14 protein-coding genes are annotated in these 20,170 nt (G+C 66.3%); 7 read left to right on the top strand and 7 right to left on the bottom strand.

What is annotated here, in order from left to right; all coding sequences use genetic code 11:
* Window positions 1–44: 44 nt before the first annotated feature.
* On the bottom strand, window positions 45–701 hold the full coding sequence (locus AC1D1S_RS00225; RefSeq protein WP_243178139.1) for a response regulator: 657 nt from the start codon (window positions 699–701) through the stop codon (window positions 45–47).
* Complete coding sequence (locus AC1D1S_RS00220) at window positions 698–2,092, bottom strand: sensor histidine kinase (RefSeq protein ID WP_476993465.1); 1,395 nt, start codon at window positions 2,090–2,092, stop codon at window positions 698–700. Before AC1D1S_RS00220 ends, AC1D1S_RS00225 begins: the two co-directional genes overlap by 4 nt.
* Before the next feature lie 196 nt (window positions 2,093–2,288).
* Here AC1D1S_RS00220 and AC1D1S_RS00215 point away from each other — a divergent pair, with 196 nt between their 5' ends.
* Entirely contained in the window at window positions 2,289–3,389 is a 1,101-nt protein-coding gene (locus AC1D1S_RS00215) for an FtsX-like permease family protein (RefSeq protein WP_243178403.1), read from the top strand.
* A 43-nt stretch (window positions 3,390–3,432) separates the two neighbouring features.
* Window positions 3,433–4,161: an ABC transporter ATP-binding protein gene (locus AC1D1S_RS00210; RefSeq protein ID WP_243178141.1), complete on the top strand. Its 729-nt coding sequence runs from the start codon at window positions 3,433–3,435 to the stop codon at window positions 4,159–4,161.
* A gap of 3 nt (window positions 4,162–4,164) precedes the next feature.
* Here AC1D1S_RS00210 and AC1D1S_RS00205 read toward each other — a convergent pair whose 3' ends face one another.
* The 5 genes from AC1D1S_RS00205 to AC1D1S_RS00185 form a co-directional block, all read right to left on the bottom strand.
* Window positions 4,165–5,613, bottom strand: a complete 1,449-nt coding sequence (locus tag AC1D1S_RS00205) for a phytoene desaturase family protein (RefSeq protein WP_476942790.1) — start codon at window positions 5,611–5,613, stop codon at window positions 4,165–4,167.
* Window positions 5,610–7,088 (bottom strand): glycosyltransferase family 87 protein, encoded by a 1,479-nt coding sequence (locus AC1D1S_RS00200; RefSeq protein WP_243178143.1) that lies wholly within the window; start codon window positions 7,086–7,088, stop codon window positions 5,610–5,612. Before AC1D1S_RS00200 ends, AC1D1S_RS00205 begins: the two co-directional genes overlap by 4 nt.
* A gap of 273 nt (window positions 7,089–7,361) precedes the next feature.
* Window positions 7,362–7,496, bottom strand: coding sequence for a hypothetical protein (locus AC1D1S_RS00195; protein ID WP_275450888.1), 135 nt, complete (start codon window positions 7,494–7,496; stop codon window positions 7,362–7,364).
* Between the two features lie 754 nt (window positions 7,497–8,250).
* Window positions 8,251–8,835, bottom strand: coding sequence for a histidine phosphatase family protein (locus tag AC1D1S_RS00190; protein WP_028277661.1), 585 nt, complete (start codon window positions 8,833–8,835; stop codon window positions 8,251–8,253).
* Window positions 8,836–10,314, bottom strand: a complete 1,479-nt coding sequence (locus AC1D1S_RS00185; protein WP_476993464.1) for a CCA tRNA nucleotidyltransferase — start codon at window positions 10,312–10,314, stop codon at window positions 8,836–8,838. It abuts the gene before it with no gap.
* A gap of 219 nt (window positions 10,315–10,533) precedes the next feature.
* On the opposite strand from AC1D1S_RS00185, the gene AC1D1S_RS00180 reads away from it, so the two are divergent.
* From AC1D1S_RS00180 to trxA, 5 genes are all read left to right on the top strand, one after another.
* Entirely contained in the window at window positions 10,534–11,034 is a 501-nt protein-coding gene (locus AC1D1S_RS00180) for an NUDIX hydrolase (protein ID WP_028277663.1), read from the top strand.
* Between the two features lie 62 nt (window positions 11,035–11,096).
* Window positions 11,097–13,163: a murein biosynthesis integral membrane protein MurJ gene (gene murJ / locus AC1D1S_RS00175; RefSeq protein WP_243178146.1), complete on the top strand. Its 2,067-nt coding sequence runs from the start codon at window positions 11,097–11,099 to the stop codon at window positions 13,161–13,163.
* 171 nt (window positions 13,164–13,334) lie between these two features.
* Complete coding sequence (locus tag AC1D1S_RS00170; RefSeq protein WP_476946279.1) at window positions 13,335–14,894, top strand: ABC transporter substrate-binding protein; 1,560 nt, start codon at window positions 13,335–13,337, stop codon at window positions 14,892–14,894.
* A gap of 293 nt (window positions 14,895–15,187) precedes the next feature.
* Entirely contained in the window at window positions 15,188–16,144 is a 957-nt protein-coding gene (gene trxB, locus AC1D1S_RS00165; protein WP_243178148.1) for a thioredoxin-disulfide reductase, read from the top strand.
* A 37-nt stretch (window positions 16,145–16,181) separates the two neighbouring features.
* A complete protein-coding gene (trxA, locus tag AC1D1S_RS00160; RefSeq protein ID WP_028277979.1) occupies window positions 16,182–16,508 on the top strand; it encodes a thioredoxin in 327 nt (108 codons plus the stop codon).
* Window positions 16,509–20,170 lie beyond the last annotated feature (3,662 nt).

Here is a 20,170-nt window from a genome sequence, read left to right as displayed (position 1 = left end):
CACCGTCACCCGCCCCCCGGCTTCACTTCGGGTGCCGGGAACGCCTAGGGCCGCCGGATGATCCTGCGCTGCGCTGCCACGGCGATCGCGGCGGTGCGGTTGTCCACGCCGAGTTTGCCGTAGATGTGCACCAGGTGCGTCTTGACCGTGGCCTCGGAAATGAACAGCTGCTTCGCGATCGCCCGGTTTCCCATCCCGGTGGCCAGCAATCCGAGCAACTGGACCTCGCGGGCGGACAGGGCAGGCTCCGGATTCCTGATCCGGCCCATCAGCCGGGCCGCGACCTCGGGGGCCAGCGCGGTGCCGCCGGCCGCGGCAGAGAGCACCGCCTGGCGGATCTGCTCGGGCGGGGCATCCTTGAGCATGTAGCCGCTGGCGCCGGCCTCGACGGCGGCCAGGATGTCGGCGTCGGAGTCATAGGTGGTCAGGATGAGCACCGGCGGCGGCGGCTCGCCGGCCTCTCCTGCCTTGATCCGGCCGGTGGCCGTGACGCCGTCCATGCCCGCGCCCATCTGCAGGTCCATGAGCACCACGTCCGCGGGCTCACCCAGGGTGTGGAGCCTGGCCAGTCCGGCCAGCGCGGCGCCGCCGTCGGCGGCCTCGGCCACCACCGTGATGCCCTCCAGATCACCCAGCATTGCCCGCAGACCGGCCCGGACCACCGGGTGGTCGTCCACCAGGAACACCCGGATGTTGTTCATTTCCGGTCCCCGCGGACCGGCGCCGGCGCGGCGTTGGAACCGGGCGCTTGGCCCAGTGGCAGCCGGATGGCCACCACGGTTCCCTCACCCGGGGCAGACTCGATGTCCAGCTGCCCGTGGAGGGCGGCCACGCGGTCCCGCAACGACGTCAGCCCATAGCCGGACCCGTCCGGACGGGCCGGCAAGGCCGAGGGGTCGAATCCGGCGCCGTCGTCGTAGATGTCCATGGCCACCTCCGGGCCCAGGAAGGAAAGGGTGACGACGGCGGTGCCCGCCTGCGCATGCGCCCGCACGTTGGCCAGGCTCGCCTGCGCGGCCCGGAGCAGGACCGTCTGGTGGGCGCCGGGGAGTTCCACCGGCACACCTTCGACGTCGAGGCGGCACCGCAGCCCGGCACCCCGCGCCGCGGTCTCCGCTTCGGTCTTTTCGCACAGCCGGAGAAGTCCGGCCACGAGGGAGCCGTCCTCGAGATCGGGGGACTGCAGGGCCCGGACGAAGTTGCGGGCCTCTGCCAGGTTGGCGGCGGCCGTGTCCCGGACAATCCGCAGCCTGTCCCGTGCCACGGCGGGTTCGCCGTCGTCCAGGGCCTTCTCGGCCGCGCGCCCCATCAGCACGATGCTGGACAGGCCTTGGGCGAGAGTGTCATGGATTTCCCGGGCCAGCCGGGTGCGCTCGGCCAGGGTGCCGGCATTGTGCTGGGTCCGGGCGAGTTCGGCACGGGTGCGGCGCAGCTCTTCGGCCGCCAGCCGCTGGTTTTCCGCCTCCAGGAACAGCGCCCGGTAGGCCAGTCCGGTGACCACAGCGAAGGCTGCGCCGAAAACGGGCCCGAGCACCATGGGCAGCTGCAGCCCCACGCTGGCCGGATCCGCAGTGGCCAGATCGGGAGACGCGCTACCGCCGTTGTGGAACCAGAGCGCCGCAATAACAAACCCGGTACTCAATGCGATCGCCGGCAGCGCCAGCCGGCGCCGGAGCACGTGCAACTGCAGGAAGAACAGCGGGAAGGCCAGCCAGACGAAGTCGGCACTGGCCCAGACCAGCAGCAGCCAGAGGAGGCAGACGCCGCCCAGCCACCAGGCCGAGTAGGGCCGCGGATCGAACCGGGTCCGGCGGGCGGCGTGCCGTTTCTCCAGCACGGTGCCCACGAGGTAGAAGGCGGCGAGCAGCACGGCCAGCAACAGGGTGATCCACTCCTGCCCAGTGATGCCGCCGGCCAGGAGCCGGAGCAGCGCCACCAGGAGCAGCACCGCAAAGCCGACGTGCAGGCTCACACGAAGGACGCGCAGAATGACGGCCGCCCCGGTGGGCTCCGGCGCGTGCGGTGCGCCGGCGTGCGGTGCGCCCCTGGGTCCTGTGCCGTTGTGGACCGTGTTGCCGGCGTCGCCCTCCATGCTTCCAGCGTAGTGCCGGTGCGGCGGGGCTCCTGCGGAAAACGGCCCGCCCCCGGCGGAATCAACCTTTTGGTTGATCGCAGGGCCGTCCGACCGGTGGCGGCGGTCCAACCGGGCGGCCGATGCCCTGGAGCCCGGCGGAGGGAAGGCTGGAAGCAACGCCACAAGCGCCTCAAACGACACCAAGAAGGACAACATGTATCTCGCCATCCGCGATATCCGCTTTGCCAAGGGACGGTTCGCCCTGATGGGCGCGGTCGTCGCCCTCATCACCCTCCTGCTCGTCATGCTTTCCGGGCTGACGGCCGGACTCGGAAACCAGTCGACGTCGGCCCTCGCCGCCCTCCCGGCCGACCAGCTGGTCTTCGGCGCCCCGGCCGGGAGCGCACCCAAGGCCTCGTTTACCGAATCCGAAGTCACGCGCGCCCAACAGAGCCTGTGGTCGGCGCGCGACGGCGTCGCCCGAGCCGACGCCGTCGGGATCAGCCAGAGCCGCTTCCAGGCACTCGGCGCCGAAGGCGTGCCGGCACGCACGGCAAGCGTTGCGGTCTTCGGCACCGAGCCCGGCGCAGGCCTGGCTCCTGCCCCGCTGACAGAGGGAACCATCGCCGTCGGAGCCGGACTGGCGGAGGACCTGGAGCTCAGCATCGGCAGCCACGCCTCGGTGGGCGGCGCCGACCTCGTTGTGACGGCCGTCGTGCCGGAGCAGTGGTATTCCCACACCGGCGTCGTGTGGACCACGCTGGCCGACTGGCAGAAGCTGGCCCATATCCAAGACGCGGACGCCGCGACGGTGCTGGCCGTGACATTCGACTCCACCGCCGGAACAGGGGTGGATCTCGGTGCCGCCAACACCGCCGCGGGAACCGTCAGCACCACGATCGACGGGTCCTTCCAGGCCCTCGGCTCCTACAAGAGCGAGAACGGCTCGCTGCTGCTCATGCAGGCCTTCCTCTACGGCATCTCAGCCCTCGTGATTGTTGCCTTCCTGACGGTCTGGACGGTCCAGCGCACCCGGGACATCGCCGTTCTGAAGGCACTGGGCGGGTCCGCCCGCTACATCCTCCGGGACGCCATGGCGCAGGCGGCCCTGGTCCTGCTGGCCGGCGCGGTGGCCGGGGGGCTGGCCGGTGTGGCCGGCGGAGTCCTCGCGTCGCAGGCGGCACCGTTCCTCCTCACGCCCTGGACAACGCTGCTGCCCATCGCCGGAATCGTGCTCCTGGGCCTGGCCGGCGCAGCCCTCGCGGTCCGCAGCGTCGCCCGCGTCGATCCGCTCATCGCCCTCGGCGGCAACTGAGCAGCCCCGGCCCGCCCCATATATTCCTAGAAAGGCATATCTCATGAACTCAACCCTGAACAACACCGCCCTGAACCTCGTCAACGTCACCCTGGAGTACCCGGACGGAGACGGCACCCTCAAGGCCCTGGACTCCGTGAGCCTCAAGGTGCACGCAGGCGAATTCGTGTCCCTGATCGGCCCCTCGGGGTCCGGCAAGTCGTCCCTGCTGGCCGTCGCCGCCACCCTGGTCCGGCCCACCGCCGGCCTGGTGGTGGTCGACGGCGAGGACGCCGGCGGATTGCCCGACTCCGGCCGCACCGCACTGCGGCGGGACAAGATCGGCATCATCTTCCAGCAGCCCAACCTCCTGCCCTCCCTCACCGCGGTGGAGCAGCTCGTGATCACCCAGCGCCTGCGCGGCGGGACAGCGCGGGCGGCCGGGGAACGCGCCGCGGCTCTGATGGACCTTGTCGGCCTCGGGCATGCCCTGGCGAAACGGCCGCACCAACTCTCCGGCGGACAGCGCCAGCGCGTCAACATTGCCCGGGCACTCATGGGCAACCCTGCCGTGCTGCTGGTGGACGAGCCGACGGCCGCCCTTGACCACCAGCGCAGCGAAGCGATCATCCGGCTGCTGCGGCAGGTCACCGACGAATTCAGCGTGGCAACGGTCATGGTCACCCACGACACCGATTTCGTGCCGCTCACCGACGCCGTCGCGAGCATGCGCGACGGACGGCTGTCCGCCAGGGTGGCGACGGCGGCCGCTGCGGCGCCGCGGCAGGGCTAGGGGCTAGGGGACCAGGTATCCGAGGTCCGGGACGCCGAGACCGAACATGTCCTTGAGGGCATGCCGGGCGGCGTGGAAGCCGGGCATGCCGGTGACGCCGGGACCGGGCGGGGTCGACGACGAGCACAAGTACACCCCTGGCAGCGGCGTCCGCCAGGGCACCGGGCTCAGCACCGGCCGCCGCAACATGCCCCAAAGGTCCATGCGGCCTGCGCCGAAGTCCCCACCGACGAAGTTCTCGTCGTACGCCGCCAGCCCTGCGGCCGTGGTCACCTTGAACTGCACCACCACATCCCGGAACCCGGGCGCGAAGCGCTCCAGTTGCGCCATGACCGCATCGCTCATGTCCGCGGTGGAACCGGCCGGAACGTGGCAATAGGTCCACAGGATGTGCCGGCCGGCCGGCGCGCGGCCGGCATCAAAACGCGAGGGCTGGGATACCAGCACGTAGGGCCGGTCCGGATGCCGTCCCGAGGCGACCAGGCGCTCCGCTTCGGCGGTTTCCGCCCTGGTGCCGCCCACGTGCACCGTCCCGGCATCGGCGAGGCTTTCCGCCGCCCACGGCACCGGGCCGGAGAGGATGAAATCGACCTTGCAGGAAGCGTTCCCGAAGCGGAAGGACGCCAGGGCGCTCCTATAGCGCGACGGGAGCCGGCCCTCCGCCAGGTGTAGCAGCGCGGGGGGCGCCACATCCAGCAGCGTGGCCCGGGCCGGCGGCAGCTCCGCGAGCGATGTGATCCGCCTGCCGGTCTCGACCACCCCGCCATGGGCCTCGATGTCAGCGGTCAGCGCCTGGGCAATCGCGGCCGATCCGCCGCGCGGAACCGGCCAGCCGCCGGCATGGCCCAGGGCGCCCAGCATCAGCCCGGCGCCGGCGGCGGTGATCGAGGGCAGCGGCGCCACGGTATGCGCGGCGACGCCGCTCAGCAGTGCGGGAGCCAGGTCCTGGCTGAACCTCGCATTCCACAGCGTCGAGCCTTGTTCGAGCGCCCGGAGGCCGAACGCGGCGGCGGCCAGGGGATCTGCCGGAATCCGCAGCAGCTGGTTCAGGGTGAGGTCCGCGACGCCCTCCACCCGCCGCACGAGGGGCTCCATGAGCTGGCGGTAGGCGGCGCCGTCCCGCCCGAGTTCCGCAACGGTGCGGTCCAGGGAACGATAGGCCAGCGCCGCGCGGCCGCCGTCGAGCGGGGATCCGTACGAGAGCTCGGGCACCTCCAGGGGCACGCGCCTGGACAGCTCGAACCGGCGGAAAAAGGGTGAGGCCAGAACCATGGGGTGCACGGCCGAACAGACGTCGTGGAAGTGGCCCGGTTCCATCAGTTCGGCGGTGCGCAGTCCGCCGCCGGGTGTGGCGGCCGCCTCGAACACGTGGACTTTGAGTCCGGCCCGCGCCATGGTCACCGCCGCGGCCAGCCCGTTGGGGCCGGAACCGACGACGGCGACGTCAGTCATGCGCTGTGGCTTTCCGCCACGGCACTCTTCCGCCACGGCACCAGGGACGCCGCGGGCCGGCGCAGATCAATCCGCAGCCAGTCCGGGGCACCGTCGAAGGGGCCGCCATGCGGATCATCGATGCGGTGGCGGCGGATCACGTCGCAGGACGGATCCCAGATGTCCCAGACGACACGGGCCATCAGGTATGCGGTGGCGAGCATGTGGGCAACCACGGCCAGGACGTAGTAGGGCATGTCGATGTTGTGCTGGGTCGAGCCGCCGCTGGTTGCCTGCCCCAGGTACATCCAGATGGCGCCCCAGTGCAGCGCTTCGATGGCTTGCCAGATGACGAAGTCACGCCAGCGGGGCCGGGCGAGGGCGATCAGGGGGATCAGCCACAACACGAACTGGGGGGAGTACACCTTGTTGGTCAGGATGAACGCGGCCACGATCAGGAACGCCAGCTGCGCGATCCTCGGCCGGCGGGGTGCCGTCAGTGCAAGGACCGCAATCAGGATGCAGGCCAGGAGAAACAGGTCCAGTGCCAGGGAGTTGATGGCCGCGGCCTCAAGCGGATTCCAGCCCAGCCGGGCGGCCACCAGGTTGTAGGCGAACCAGGGTGAGCTGTAGCCCGCCGGCCGCTCCTGCGTGAACTGGTAGAAGTACTTCCAGCCTTCCGGATTTGCCGCGGCTACCGGGACGTTGACCGCCAGCCAGGCCGCGGTTGCGGCACCGGCCGTGATCAGCAGCGCCCGGATACGCCCGCTCCGGAGCGCCAGCAGCAGGACGGCGCCGAGGATCAACAGCGGGTAGAGCTTGGTGGCCGTGCCCAGACCGATGAAGATCCCGGCGAGGACGAGCTTGTTCCGCGCAAAGAAGTACATGCCAAGAGCCAGCATGCACACGGCCCACATGTCCCAGTTAATGACGCCCGCCAGGACAATGCCGGGGGCGAGGGCAACCATCGCCGCGTCCCAGGACCGCCGGCGGTTCGTCCGTGCCGTGGCCAGCACGGTGATGATCCAGACGGCGGCGATCAGGGTGGCGTTGACGTCGAAGTAGCCAAGGACGCGGGGATCGTCGGTGCCGGCGCCGGGCACCAGAAGTGCGGTGGCACCCGCGATCAACCCCATCAGCACGGGGTACTCGAAGAGGCTTCCCGGGGTAATGAAGGGGAAGGCGCCATCGCCGAGGCCGCGGTTGCGGAACAGCTCCGGAAAGTCCGAGTAGCACGTGGCGTAGAACTGCCCGGGTGTTTCCCAGCCGTTGGTGCGGCAGAAGTTCTTGAGCAAGATCCCGGCCAGGGCGGCGAGGACAGTGAGGATCACCAGAACACGTTCCACCGTGAAGAATCCCGGCGAAACGATCCCGGGCGCCGAGCGGTGGCCCAAGGGACCGCCTACCAGTTCCGTGAAGTTTCGGAGAAAAGGGTCGCTGCGGCTCGGGATGACCAATCGGACCCGTTTGCGCTCCGGCGGCTTTGTCTCCTGCATGACCTTGAGCTTACCGGGGGACATTGACCCATGCCGCGCCGCGGTCTTCGCTGGCACGTCGTATCGGAGGCCGCCACAACGGCGGGCCATGAAGGGACGCTTAAAAAGGGGGAGCCCGTGCGGCGACGCACGGGCTCCCTGGGATCGGTTCCAATGTCAGTCATCAGGTCCTCCTTCGCTGCGGACAGTCCTGCCGGTAAGGGGCGTCGCCCCTGCACGGGATTAGTCCATGCGCCGGTGGCGGAAGTGTCCGGCCGTCAGCAGATCGGGGCGTCAGCGAATCAGGCCGGCCTGATGCATGGCGAGGAACGTGTCGTCCCGCCTTTGGTCCAGGAGTTGGCCGTTGAAGCGTGTCGACTCCCTGCGGGCCAGCTTTCGGAACAGGACCGTATAGAGCTTGTTCATCATGGTTCTTACCTCCCCTCGGGGACTCGATCGGCGTGCCCGGGTGGCGGGCAGGGCTGTGCGGTGGGCTGGAGCGGTGGTTGCGGTAGTCACAGGGACCTTTCGTTGGTGGGGGATTGCGCCGCCTGGGCTCAATGGGGCGACCTGGAGGCAGCAGGAATGGGCGGATGAAACGGGCGGCCGCATTTTGGGCGCGACAAATAGAGCCCTGGATGCAAGGAATTCGAATAGCCGGTTCCGGGCGTGGCAATTAGCCCGGAAATCCCCGGCCTTATTTAGGCCGGAATTCCGGATAGGAAAAAGTTATTCGATGGAGAATGGCCCCTGGACGCGGTAGCGCCGAAACCCCAACAAGAAGCTGGGTTCCGAACTATGGGGAGGCTGCGCAACCGCGTGGTTCCGCCTGATCAGGCTGCCGTCATTGGGCTTTCCGTTGAGGAAGGCCAACTGCCACGGGCCCCAAGCTGCATTGCCTGGGACGGGAACGCGGTCAGGAAACAGTCAGTCCGACATTTGGGCGCGGCTCAGCGAACGAGGCCGGGTTGGCGGTGGTGGAGTACATCCATCCGCTAGTCAAAGTAATCATCATTTTCCCAACCTCCTTTTCTGTTCTGCCGTGGCTCCGGCTGACTGGCCGGGTGACGCGCGCCGTGACCCCGGCAAGTCGCCTTGGGGTCAGAAATAAAAATACACTACGAATACGGCCGTTGCCTACCGAATTCATAAACTTTCTTTGACTTTGTTTTAAAAACCGGTTTTAGAGTCCCCAGCGCACGATTGCCGGTGTCTTCTTATCCCATCCCAGTGTGCAGACTTTGGCGGTCCCCAATACGAAATGCCGGCCCTCGCGGGGGTCCAACCCGAGCCACCGGGCGGTCAGGATGCGGGAGAAATGCCCGTGCGCGACGATCAGCACATTGTCCAGGCCCGATTCGAGCACCCGGGCCACGATCTTGTCCGCGCGGGCGGCGACGTCGTCGAGCGCTTCACCATTGGGCACGCCGTGCGTCCAGATCAGGTATTCGGGGTTGTCCTTGCGGATGAGGTCCGAGCTGATGCCCTCATAGTCGCCGTAGTCCCATTCCACCGCCAGCGGCTCCAACTGGGCGTCGGGGTAGCCGGCGAGTTCGGCGGTCCGGCGGGCGCGGCGCAGGGGTGAGGTCAGCACGAGGTCGAAGTCGACGGTCTCGAGCACCCTGCGCGCCTCCACGGCCTGCTGCTCGCCTTCCACCGTGAGGGGCATGTCCGTGAGACCGGTGTACTGCCCGCTCTTAGACCACTCTGTTTCACCGTGCCGCAGGATCCACAGTTGGGGGCGGGGGCCGTTGGATGGTGCGATCACTTAGGACTCCTCAGTGGTGGAAAGTTCGGCGCCGGCGGGCGCCGCCTCGGGCTGTGCCGCCCACCAGTCCCGCAGGCGGGATTCGGCGACGGCGGGATCGAGCGGGCCGTGCTCCATGCGTTCTTCCAACAGGAATTTGTAGGCGCGGCCCACCACGGGACCGGGCTTGAGGCCAAGCAGCGCCATAATCTGGCCGCCGTCCAGGTCCGGGCGGACGGCGTCGAGGGACTCCTGCTCCCGCAGCGCCGCAATCCTGTCCTCGAGGTCGTCGTAGGCGAAGGACAGCCGGTCCGCCTTGCGCTGGTTCCGGGTGGTGACGTCGGAGCGGGTGAGCCGGTGCAGGCGCTCCAGGAGGGGACCGGCGTCGGTGATGTAGCGGCGGACCGCGGAATCGCTCCAGCCGGCCTCACCGTAGCCGTAGAAGCGCATGTGCAGCTCCACCAGCCTGGCCACGGCCTTGATGGTGTCGTTGTCGAAGCGCAGCGCCTTCATGCGCTTGGCGGTCAGCTTGGCGCCCACCATGTCGTGGTGGCGGAAGCTCACTGCGCCGCCCGGTTCAAAGCGGCGCGTGGCCGGCTTGCCGACGTCGTGCATGAGGGCAGCGAACCGCAACACAAAGTCCGGGCCGGGAACCGGGCCGTCCGCCTTCGACTCCAGCGCTGCTGCCTGTTCCAGGACCTGCAGCGAGTGCTGGTAGACGTCCTTGTGGCGGTGGTGTTCATCGGCTTCCAGGCGCAGGGCCGAGACTTCCGGCAGGACCAGGTCCGCGAGCCCGGTATCGACCAGCAGGTCCACGCCGGCCCGCGGCTGCGCGGCGCAGATGAGCTTGATCAGTTCATCGCGCACGCGTTCGGCCGAGATGATGCTGATCCGTTCCGCCATCCGGACCATGGCCTCGCGGACGTCGGCGTGCAGCGACACCCCCAGTTGGGCCGCGAACCTCGCGGCGCGCATCATGCGCAGGGGGTCGTCGGAGAAGGACGTTTCCGGCGGCCCGGGCGTGTTGAGGATCGAGGCGTGCAGGTCGCGGACGCCGCCGAAAGGATCGACGAKCTCCAGCATGGGCAGCCGCAGGGCCATGGCGTTGATCGTGAAGTCCCGCCGCAGCAGGTCATCCGTCAGGGATGTTCCGAAGGCCACTATCGGCTTGCGGGACTCCGGATCGTAGGCGTCGGCCCGGTAGGTGGTGATTTCGATCTGGAAGTCGCCCTTGCGCATCCCGATGGTGCCGAAGGCGCGCCCGATCTCCCAGTAGTTGTCCGCCCATTTCTTGATCAGGGCAACCGTCTGGTCCGGAGTGGCGTCAGTGGTGAAGTCCAGGTCGGGCGAGACCCGGCCAAGAAAAAGGTCACGGACGGGCCCGCCCACGAGGGACAGCTCGTGGCCGGCGTCGACGAAGCGCTGCCCGAGCTCCAGAACCACCGGATCCACCTGGAAAGAAACGGTGTGGGAGTCAGTCTTGTGATGTGCGTGCGCCATAGTTACTTAAGCTTGTCAGAAAACCGCGCCAGCACCACACCGGAACCCACAAGGATCCGGCGGGTTCGTCACGATTGCGCACGAACCGCTCAGGGCCGACTTTCCCGGCCGTCTACTTTCCGGCCATGTTTAGGTCATCAACAGCGGGCAAGAGTCGTTAGAGTGGACCTCATGGCCCATCCCGTACCGAGCGCTCCCGGCAGGAGGACAAACGCACCTTTGCCGTCGGCAATAGGTGCCAACGTCGCGCCTGTCCAGCACACGGGCCAGGCCTCCCTGCCCACTGTGGAGGAAATCTCCGCCGGCGGCGTCGTGGTGGACATGTCCGATGCCGACCTGCGGGTAGCGATCATCGCGCGCCTGAACCGCGGCGGACGTCTCGAGTGGTGCCTGCCGAAGGGCCACCCGGAAGGCAAGGAAAGCAACGAGGAAGCCGCGGTCCGCGAGATCGCCGAGGAAACCGGGATCGAAGGCAAGATCCTGGCACCGCTGGGAAGCATCGACTACTGGTTCACCGTGAGCGGGCACCGCGTCCACAAGACCGTGCACCACTACCTGTTGCGGGCCACCGGCGGGGAACTCACCATCGAAAACGATCCGGACAAGGAAGCCGTGGACGTCGCGTGGGTTCCGATCCAGGAGCTGGCGCGCAAGCTGTCCTTCCCCAACGAACGCCGCATCGCGGATCTGGCCAAAGAAGTCCTGCCGGAAGACCGCTGAAGACCGCCGGTGCGGCCGGTCACGTCCACGGATAGCGACTAATGCCCCGCGCGGGTGAGACGATGAAGACGATGTCATCAGCCAAACCCGCCCCCGTACCCTCCGGCCCCGCCGATTCCAAAGCTGCCCAATCCGGAGAAGCCCGTTCCAGCGCCGTCATGGCCGCCGGAACCCTCGTTTCGCGTTTCCTGGGCTTCGCCAAGACCTGGATGCTGGCCGCCGCCCTGGGCCTGGGCTCGACGGTTAACGACACTTTCATCAACGCCAACAACCTTCCCAACCTGATCTTCCTGCTGGTGGCCGGCGGGGTGTTCAATGCTGTTCTGGTGCCGCAGATCATCAAAGCCAGCAAGGCGCCGGACAAGGGAGCGGACTACATCAGCCGGCTGCTGACGCTGGCGGTGCTGGTGCTGCTCGTTCTCACGCTGCTGGTCACGCTGCTGGCGCCGTCAGTCATTCAGCTGACCACCCAGGGCTACTCGCCGCAGCAGAAGGCCCTCGCGGTGTCGTTCGCGTTCTGGTGCCTTCCGCAGATCTTCTTCTACGGCCTGTACGCCCTGCTGACCCAGGTCCTCAACGCCCATGGGGCCTTTGGACCCGCGATGTGGGCGCCAATCATCAACAACGTCGTGGCGATCGCCGGGCTGGGCATGTTCATCGGCATCATGGGGGCCAACGCCACCAACCCGCACACGATCGACAACTGGGGCCCGTTCCAGACCATCCTCGTCGCCGGGTTCTCCACAATAGGCGTCGCCACCCAGACCGCCGTGCTGCTCATCCCCGTGTTCAGGCTCCGGCTCGGGCTGCGGCCGCGCTTCGGCTGGCGCGGGGTCGGTCTGGGCCATGCCGCGAAGCTGAGCGTCTGGACCCTGGCGACGGCCGCCGTCGGGCAGTTCGCCTTCCTTTACGTCATGCGCATCGCGACGATCCCGGGCGCGGAACGGCTCCGCCTTCAGCAGGCGGGGGACACCGCCGCGGCCGGCAACATTCCGGGCAACGCGGTGCTGGAGGTGGCCAGCCAGCTGTACCTGCTGCCGCACTCCATCATTGCCCTGTCCCTGGCCACCGTGCTGTTCAACCGGATGACCCGGGCGTCCCAGGACGGAGACCGGGCCGCCCTGCGAAACGCGCTCTCCCACGGGCTGCGGACCATGGCCGTGGCAACCGTTTTCGGCGCGCTGGCGCTCTTTGCGCTGGCCGGACCGCTGGGCATGTTCTTCTCGGGCGGGCAGCGCCAGGACGGCGTCATGCTGGCCCAAACCCTCACGATCCTGGCCCTCAGCACCCCGTTCATGAGCGCCAACTTCATGATGTCGCGGGTGTTCTACGCCAATGAGGACGCCCGGACGCCGTTCTTCATCCAGTTGGTCCTGGCGCTGGTCAACCTGGCGGCCGCGTTCGCGATCCAGTTCCTGCCGTTCGATCAGATCATTTTCGCCATCGCGATCCTCTACACGGCCGGCAATATCCTCTCCGTGATAGTCAGCGCGACCTTCCTGCGCCGGCTCCTGGGCCACCTCGACGGGCCCCGCATCGCCAGCTCCTACATCCGCATGGGGTATGCGGCCCTGGGTTCCGCCCTCGCCGGAGCTGTGGCGTTGTGGCTGCTGGGCAGCTACAACCCGGACGGCTACGCCTGGAGCGACCGGATCGCCGCCCTGGTGACAATCGTCGTCGTCGGTCCCGTCATGCTGGCCGCCTATTTCCTGCTGCTGAAGCTCTTCCGGGTCACCGAGCTGCAGGACCTCCTGGCGCCGCTCCTTGGGCGGCTCCGGCGCAGGGCCGCCGCAGGGCCCGGCACGGGGCCGCAGGCAGGCGGCGCGGCGGAGGTCCGGAGGGCACCGGAGCGGGCCACCGTCTCGGTGGATACGGGCCTGATTCCGCGAATTTCCGGCGAGTTCGACGCCGAGTCGTTCCGTGCCGGTCCCGACATCCGGGAAGAGGACTCGTTCCCTTACGGCCGTCCCGCGGGCCCGGAGGGCGGTTACCTGCCGGCAGAAGACCTCCCCAGCACCGCGCAGGGCGGCTTGGGCAAGGGCGATGTTCCCTTGCCGGGCCGCCGCACCTACCAGGGCCCGGCCGGCCACAACCCCTACTTCCCGTTTGGCGGGAAAAAGAAAAAATGATCCCGGCTCCGTTTCGAACTGCCGTGCTCACGCGGCCTGGACAGAGCATCGGCTAGGATCGAAGACTAACAAGGGAAGTTGCGGACCAGCGGTCAACCGGCTTACCGGAGGGCACACGGTCGCTCTCGGAGTGACCACGTCGGCAGGTCCCGGACAGTCTAGGAGGAGCCCGTGTCCCACCCGATCGATGTCGGATCAGTACTCGGTGGCCGCTACAAGGTCACTGCCACCGTACTGACCTCACATGACCAGGATCTGGTGCTGGACGGTGTGGACCAGGTGCTCAACCGCCCCGTGAGCATCCTCGTCGCAGGCCCGGGCAACGCCGATCAGGTGGCCCAGAGCGCCCGTGAAGTGGCCACGGGCGAACGCCCCGGCAACGTGCAGATCCTCGATCTTGGCGTCAGCGATGCCACCACGTACCTGATCACCAACCACACCTCGGCGGCGGATCTGCTGGATCTTGTAGTCTCTTCCAACCCGCCGTACGTCGAACCCTTCTTCACGGACACGCTGGGCAGCGAGATCTTTGGGCAGGCCCGCTCCCACGAACCCGAAACCTACGACGGGCTTTACGACGACGAGGAAGTCGACGCCGGGTACATCAACTATGGCCAGGCCCAGGGCGCAAACGCACAGCCGCCGGTTTCCCCGGCGGCGCCCCCCGCGGGGTTACCGTCGCGGCCCGCGGCCGCTCCTGCTGCCTCGGCAGGCGTCGCGGCAGCAGCCGGGGCGGCCGCCAGGGCACCTAAAGCCCCCACAACCGCACCGCAGGAGACGGCCGCGCATTCAACGGCGCCGCAGCCCGTCCAGAACGGCGGCGCGCCCCGCCAGGCCGAACCGGCAGCGCAGCAGCCGGCAACCGCCTCGGCACCAAAAGTTTCCTTGTGGTCCGACGACGACTACACCGGTGACGATCAGCACGGCGGAGAGCACCACGGCGGCGCAGCCACGGCTGCCGGAGTGGCTGCTGCCGGCTTCGACTCCGCGGATCGGGCTCCGGGCAACTTCCCCGCCTCCGCCCGTGCCGCCGTCGACCAGGATGAAGACGAGTACGAGTACGAAGACGAGGACGAGCCCAACCGGGAGCCGCGTTCCATGCGCTGGCTGGTGGGCGGGCTCCTGGCTGCCGTGCTGGTGGTGGGCCTGATCTTCGCGGTCACCAACCTTGGCAGCCTCTTCAAGAGCAGCCCGCAGACCAACGCCGCAACCTCCGCCTCCTCCAGCGCACCGGAACCGTCCACCGCGCAGCCGTCGTCGACCGCCACCGAGGCGCCGGCGGCCGGACCGCCCGTCATCGAAGACGTGACGCGACTCGGCAACTTCGATTTCGCCGGAAATTACGACTCCGACCTCGTCAAGACCTTTGACGGGAACGGCGCGAGCTTCTGGTCAGACATGGAATTCGCGACGGACGACTGGGGCGGACTCGCCTCCGAAGTTCCGCTCGTGGTCAAGCTGAAGGACCCTTCCAAGGTCTCCTCAGTCACTCTGAGCCAGTTGGGGGCCTCCGGGGGCAACATCAGCGTCTTCACCAATGACAAGCCGACCCTGGACGGTGCAAAGCAGATTGGCAGCAACAGCTTTACGTCACCGGACCTGACCATGCCGCTGTCTGAACCCGTCACGGCGCAGTACGTGATCGTGTCCATCAAGAAGCTTCCGAAGCTGGCCGCACCCAAGACCCGCTATGGGTACGGCCTGCGCCTGGCCGAAATCAAAGTCCAGTAGCGGCCCTGCGCGGCCGCCGTTGCGCTGTAAGGCTGCGGCGTAGGGCTCTGCAGCTGCGCTGTAAGGCCGCGGCTGCGCTCTCAGGCTGCGGTCGTGCGGCGGCGGTCGTGCCCGCCGGCGGGCCGGTAATCCTGGGTCGTCTCCGGCCCCGGCCCCGGCAAACCGGTACCCTGAGTAGTGGTGTTGCTCCGTGACGCCCATTTCGGCCGGAATATTCAATGCCCGGCAATAGTTGTGCCATGTGGCCGGCCATCGAGGCGGGCGCATCGACAAAGGAAGAGGTTCACCGTTCAGTGAGCAACGCAGAAAACACTGCCTCCGAAGTACGTGATGTCATCATCGTCGGCTCCGGCCCGGCGGGCTACACCGCAGCGGTGTACACGGCGCGCGCGAACCTGAAGCCGCTGCTCCTGGCAGGCTCGGTTACGGCCGGCGGCGAACTGATGAATACTACGGACGTGGAGAACTACCCAGGGTTCCCCGACGGCATCATGGGCCCGGACCTGATGGAGAACTTCGAGAAGCAGGCCGCCCGTTTCGGCACGGAGATCCAGTTTGAGGACGTCACCGATTTGGACCTCGACGGCGACGTCAAGACGGTCACCATCGGCACGGGGGAGACCTTTAAGGCCCGTTCTATCATTCTTTCCACCGGCTCGGCCTACCGCGAGCTCGGCTTGCAGAACGAGAAGAGGCTTTCGGGCCACGGTGTGAGCTGGTGTGCAACCTGCGACGGTTTCTTCTTCAAGGATCAGGACATTGCCGTTATCGGCGGCGGCGACTCCGCCATGGAAGAGGCCCTGTTCCTCACCAAGTTCGCCAAGTCCGTCACGGTGGTCCACCGCCGCGATGCCCTCCGCGCTTCAAAGATCATGGCTGACCGCGCCTTGGCCCACGAGAAGATCAACTTTGTGTGGAACACCGGTGTGGAAGACGTGTTGGGACAGGACAAAGTCACCGCATTGCGGTTGAAGAACCTGGTGGACGGCACGGAATCCGAACTGGCCGTAACCGGAGTGTTCGTGGCAATCGGAAACGATCCCCGCACCGATCTGGTTAAGGGCAAACTCGAGCTGACCGCAGAGGGAACCATCGCCGTGGACGGCCGCACCTCGAAGACCAGCGTCCAGGGCGTCTTCGCTGCCGGCGACGTCATTGATCCGACCTACCGCCAGGCCATCACCGCCTCCGGTTCCGGATGTGTGGCGGCCCTCGACGTCGAGCACTACCTCGCAGATTTCCACGCCTAATCGGCGCGCAGCAACCAACGGAAGAGAGACAAAGGTTATGAGCAACGCAAAAGACGTAACGGACGCCAGCTTCAGTACTGATGTACTGGCCTCCGAGAAGCCCGTCATTGTCGATTTCTGGGCCGAATGGTGCGGCCCCTGCCGCAAGCTGGGTCCGATTCTTGACGAGATTTCCGTCGAGTACAGCGAGAAGGTTGACGTGGTCAAGGTGAACGTTGACGACAACCCGGCCATCGCTGCCGAGTACGGCATCACCTCCATCCCTGCCGTCTACCTGTTCCAGGGCGGCGAGGTCAAGGGCACCGTGATCGGCGCCCGGCCCAAGCAGTTCTTCGAGAAGGAATTTGCGGACGTCCTGTCCTAGGCCGACCGAGAGTGGCCCGCGCTTCTGGCGGGGGCCACTTTTTTGTTGTGCTCCAAGGCCATCGGTCGGGAGTAGGACTAGGCGGACACACCATAGATCTGCCATAACCGTTGTTGCAACCTTGGGTGGCTGTCTATCGGCATTGTTTTTTGTCTGCTGGCTGACAATTCTCTTGGCTGCTGCCGGCTTGTGGAATGGGCCATCATTCGGCCGGCGAACTGCTATTCGTGCTGACACGCACGGAAGGTGTTTGGCCGTTGCGCAGGGGACACCACCGCCTTGTTTCACGTGAAACATGGTGATCGCGACAACCCACTTAGCAGTTGCTGCGGTGTGTACCTGCGCTTGATAGAACGGCTTCCGGTTAGAACACCCACTCGATTTCCGTTGCCTTTGTGGTCACCAACGAGACTGTCGCCCATATTCCACCGAAGCGCCATACGAAACGTCGCACAATGATGTTTTACGTGAAACATCCAATTCTCGCAGGGACGGTGAGGGGCTTTCGGGATGAGCCCGGCCGCCAAGTACACTCCATACACTCTTTACCCGTCGCGGGGGAGTCGAGGGTGGAGGTCGCATTCACACCAGGAGCTTGGTCCTCTGACGGGAAGGCATCCGCCGATACTGCCGTTAGGGCTGCGCAATAACCCCCGCTGCTGCGCCGAGATCGGGACGGACCAACGCCCGCCTGTCAGCGCAACACCCCGTGACTACTCCTGGTCGTCCGCCACGGGTTCGGGGAGGGGTCTGGGGGCTATCCGGTTCCGCGGCGAAATAGTCGACTAGGCGACTGATGACCACGACTGCGCTTGGCTGTCACAACGACACCTATTCGTCCACGTTTACCGCGAAAGGCGATCAGGGTTCACTCGTCATTACCGGCCGTAGCCAGCGGCCGGCCGGTTCAGACACTGTTTCACGTGAAACAGCTGCCGAATTTTCCCGCCAACCTCCGGGCTCCCGACGTTTCACGTGAAACTGGAAGGCTCATCACGAGAGCGCCGAATACTTCCACCCACCGGCGCCGCACCAATGTTTCACGTGAAACGCCCTTGGTCCCAACCATAAATCGCAAATGAGGACGACATGATAGTTGGCTCTTAGATAAACTAATGGGGCCATCGGCTCAGCTTACCCATTTCCACGTGAATTGGGGCCGGTGTAACGGACGCAAAGATGCGCTCGATGGTCTGCGCCTCCCTGCTGGAAGGGCCAGGCACAACGTTGGCCGAGCGGCCCCAGGACGGTGGCCCGTGCCCGTGGACGCCAACATTCCTCGCCCAACGCTCGATGCGGCACCGCCGGCTGCGACCACAGTTCCGCACAACAGACGGGATTTCGCGCAGACCACCGAATCCCACCCCGTCCCGGCATCTCCAGAACGCTCGGTTTCACGTGAAACATGTCAGCGGACCAGTAAAAGTCTCCAGCGAGGCAGACCCAGATTCACGTCCGTAGCCCACGATGGGGGAACCGCCGCCAGCCCCTTCAGGCCTCTGCGAGCCGCCGCGTGTGTGGACATGCGAACCTAGGTGCCTATGAAGCGGCGCGCCGTACGCCCCAGAACGGGCGGGGAACTTGCTTGAGCTCAGCCCGGAGCGTGGGGCAGAGTGCTCATGTGCGCTCTGCCCCACGCCTACGACCAAGGGCCTATGTTGTCTGATTTTAGAGCGAACCGACGATCAATTTCGGATCGCTGCGGCAGTCAGTCAGCGAATGAACACGCCCCGCCGCCGTTACCGCCGGCGCAGTTCCCGCACTCTGCGTGGCGTAGGACGCACGGACCGGACCTGCTTTCCATGGGGCAACCGACCAAACACAGGGCCCGGCCCTGAGGCGATTCCACCGGTTAGGCCCCCACTATATTCAATTCATGGCGCGTCTCGACAGTTGCTCCTCTGCGTCTCTGCGCCTCCGGTCCGCGTCCAATTCGCCTTTCCCGAGGCTCCGCTCGTCTTCCCCAGGCTTCCTGTCCATGGACCCTCCGGCGGCAGCCAGGGTCAAACGCGCAGTGCCTGTTCACAGTTCGTGGGCTGATCGGTTCATCAAACACCATCCCCGTTCGGCGCGCGGCATGATCATGTCCCAGCTGAACAATGCCCACGCTCTCCGCCCCGGGCCGCTTCGGTCTCAGGCACCACTCAAGCTACATTAAGGCTTGCCCAAACTCCTGTGCTGGCTGCAGCCGGGCGCCCCTATTCCGCTCTAGGGGGGAGCGGATTGAGCCGGCTCCTGTATCCCCGAGGTGGGCCAATTCGATATTCGCGGAACAAGAAGATCGCGCGCCTGTTCTCATGAAGGCTTGTTCTCATGAAGGTTGGACCCCTGCCCTGCCAGTCGCGGCGCAGCAGGTTCGACTCCATGGCGGCCAGACCAAGGACATCCAGGTCCAGCCACGAACCTGACCCGCCCCTGCAGGCGCCGCGACCGCCGCTGCTCATTATGGATGTGCTTCGAGCCCTCGGCATCTGTCCGCAAATCGCCACACTCATGGTGACACCGTGAATGCCTTCCGACTGTCAATACACGAGCTTCACGACCGGCATCCTGGGCGCTAGGCGAAGGTCAGCGGCGGCCGATACAAGCGCATTCCCGGCCCGTCCAGCGGCCACAGAATCCGGAGCTCACTCGATATCCACGAGTTTCTCCACAGAAGTTATTCACACTGTTATCCACAGGTGCTGAGAGATTATTCACATGCCCTTTCCTAGTGGGCCGCCGAGGGCGGTCGCCCCTCCGAACTGGCTGTCTGACCAGCCACCCACCGTCCCAGAGACATGTCCTGGACCCCGATTAAGAACTCCGGCTCGCAATCACGGCGGAGAGCGTATATCGCCGAAAAATTAACCATAGAACGTCGATTTAGTACATCTTCGCGAATGCTTCGACCATCGTCGCTGCACACCATGATCATGTTTCACGTGAAACGGACTGGGAGCCCTGAAAGGACGTTAGGGGCCGTTGTCACGACGACAGCTCGCCCAAGAATCTGGCGACACGAACGGGCTGCAATCAGTCACTAATCCACAAAGTTATCCACAGCAATATCCACCGCTCTATCCACCGCTCTATCCACCGCCCCATCCACCGGCCGCTGGCTAAAATCCGAGCCGGGAACGGCCACACGAATCCCACCTGGATGCACCCTTGACCTGCAGTGAAGTGCTCTCCGGACGTGTCATACCAAGGCGGCCGGGAACTGCAAATCCACGTGGGGCGAACCAAACCCGTCGCGCGCCGAGACCGCCAGCGTGTCATTGCATCGCCCGACGCGCCGGCCGAAGCCAGCTTGTTCCACAGCGCCAGGCGGAACTCAAGAGAACCAGGGGAGCGGAGCCACTGTCCCAAGGAACTCCTCCATCCCACGTCCAGGGGATCTCTCTGCCGTGCCAAGATGCCACGACGGCACCCGAGGACCCGACGAACTTTGCCGGGCAGCTCACATTCTGTGAGTACGGAGACCTTGGCGGGCCTCGCACCCTCGCTGCGTCTGTCTGCTCGATCATCCTTCCACGCCGGTCCGCGGACCCGCTGTGTCCGTTGGCCGATGCAGACACGAAGAGGCTCGTCGACCGTGTGTTTGCCATGCGTTGTTTGCATTGGGACAGCACTGGTCCTGTTCCGACTGAAGCATTGCCGGTCGACTTGGGGATTCGCAT

Source organism: Arthrobacter sp. P1_A5 (genome assembly GCF_056406825.1).
The sequence above is the reverse complement of the archived record's forward strand: the minus strand, read 5'-3'. Positions and strand labels throughout refer to the sequence as shown.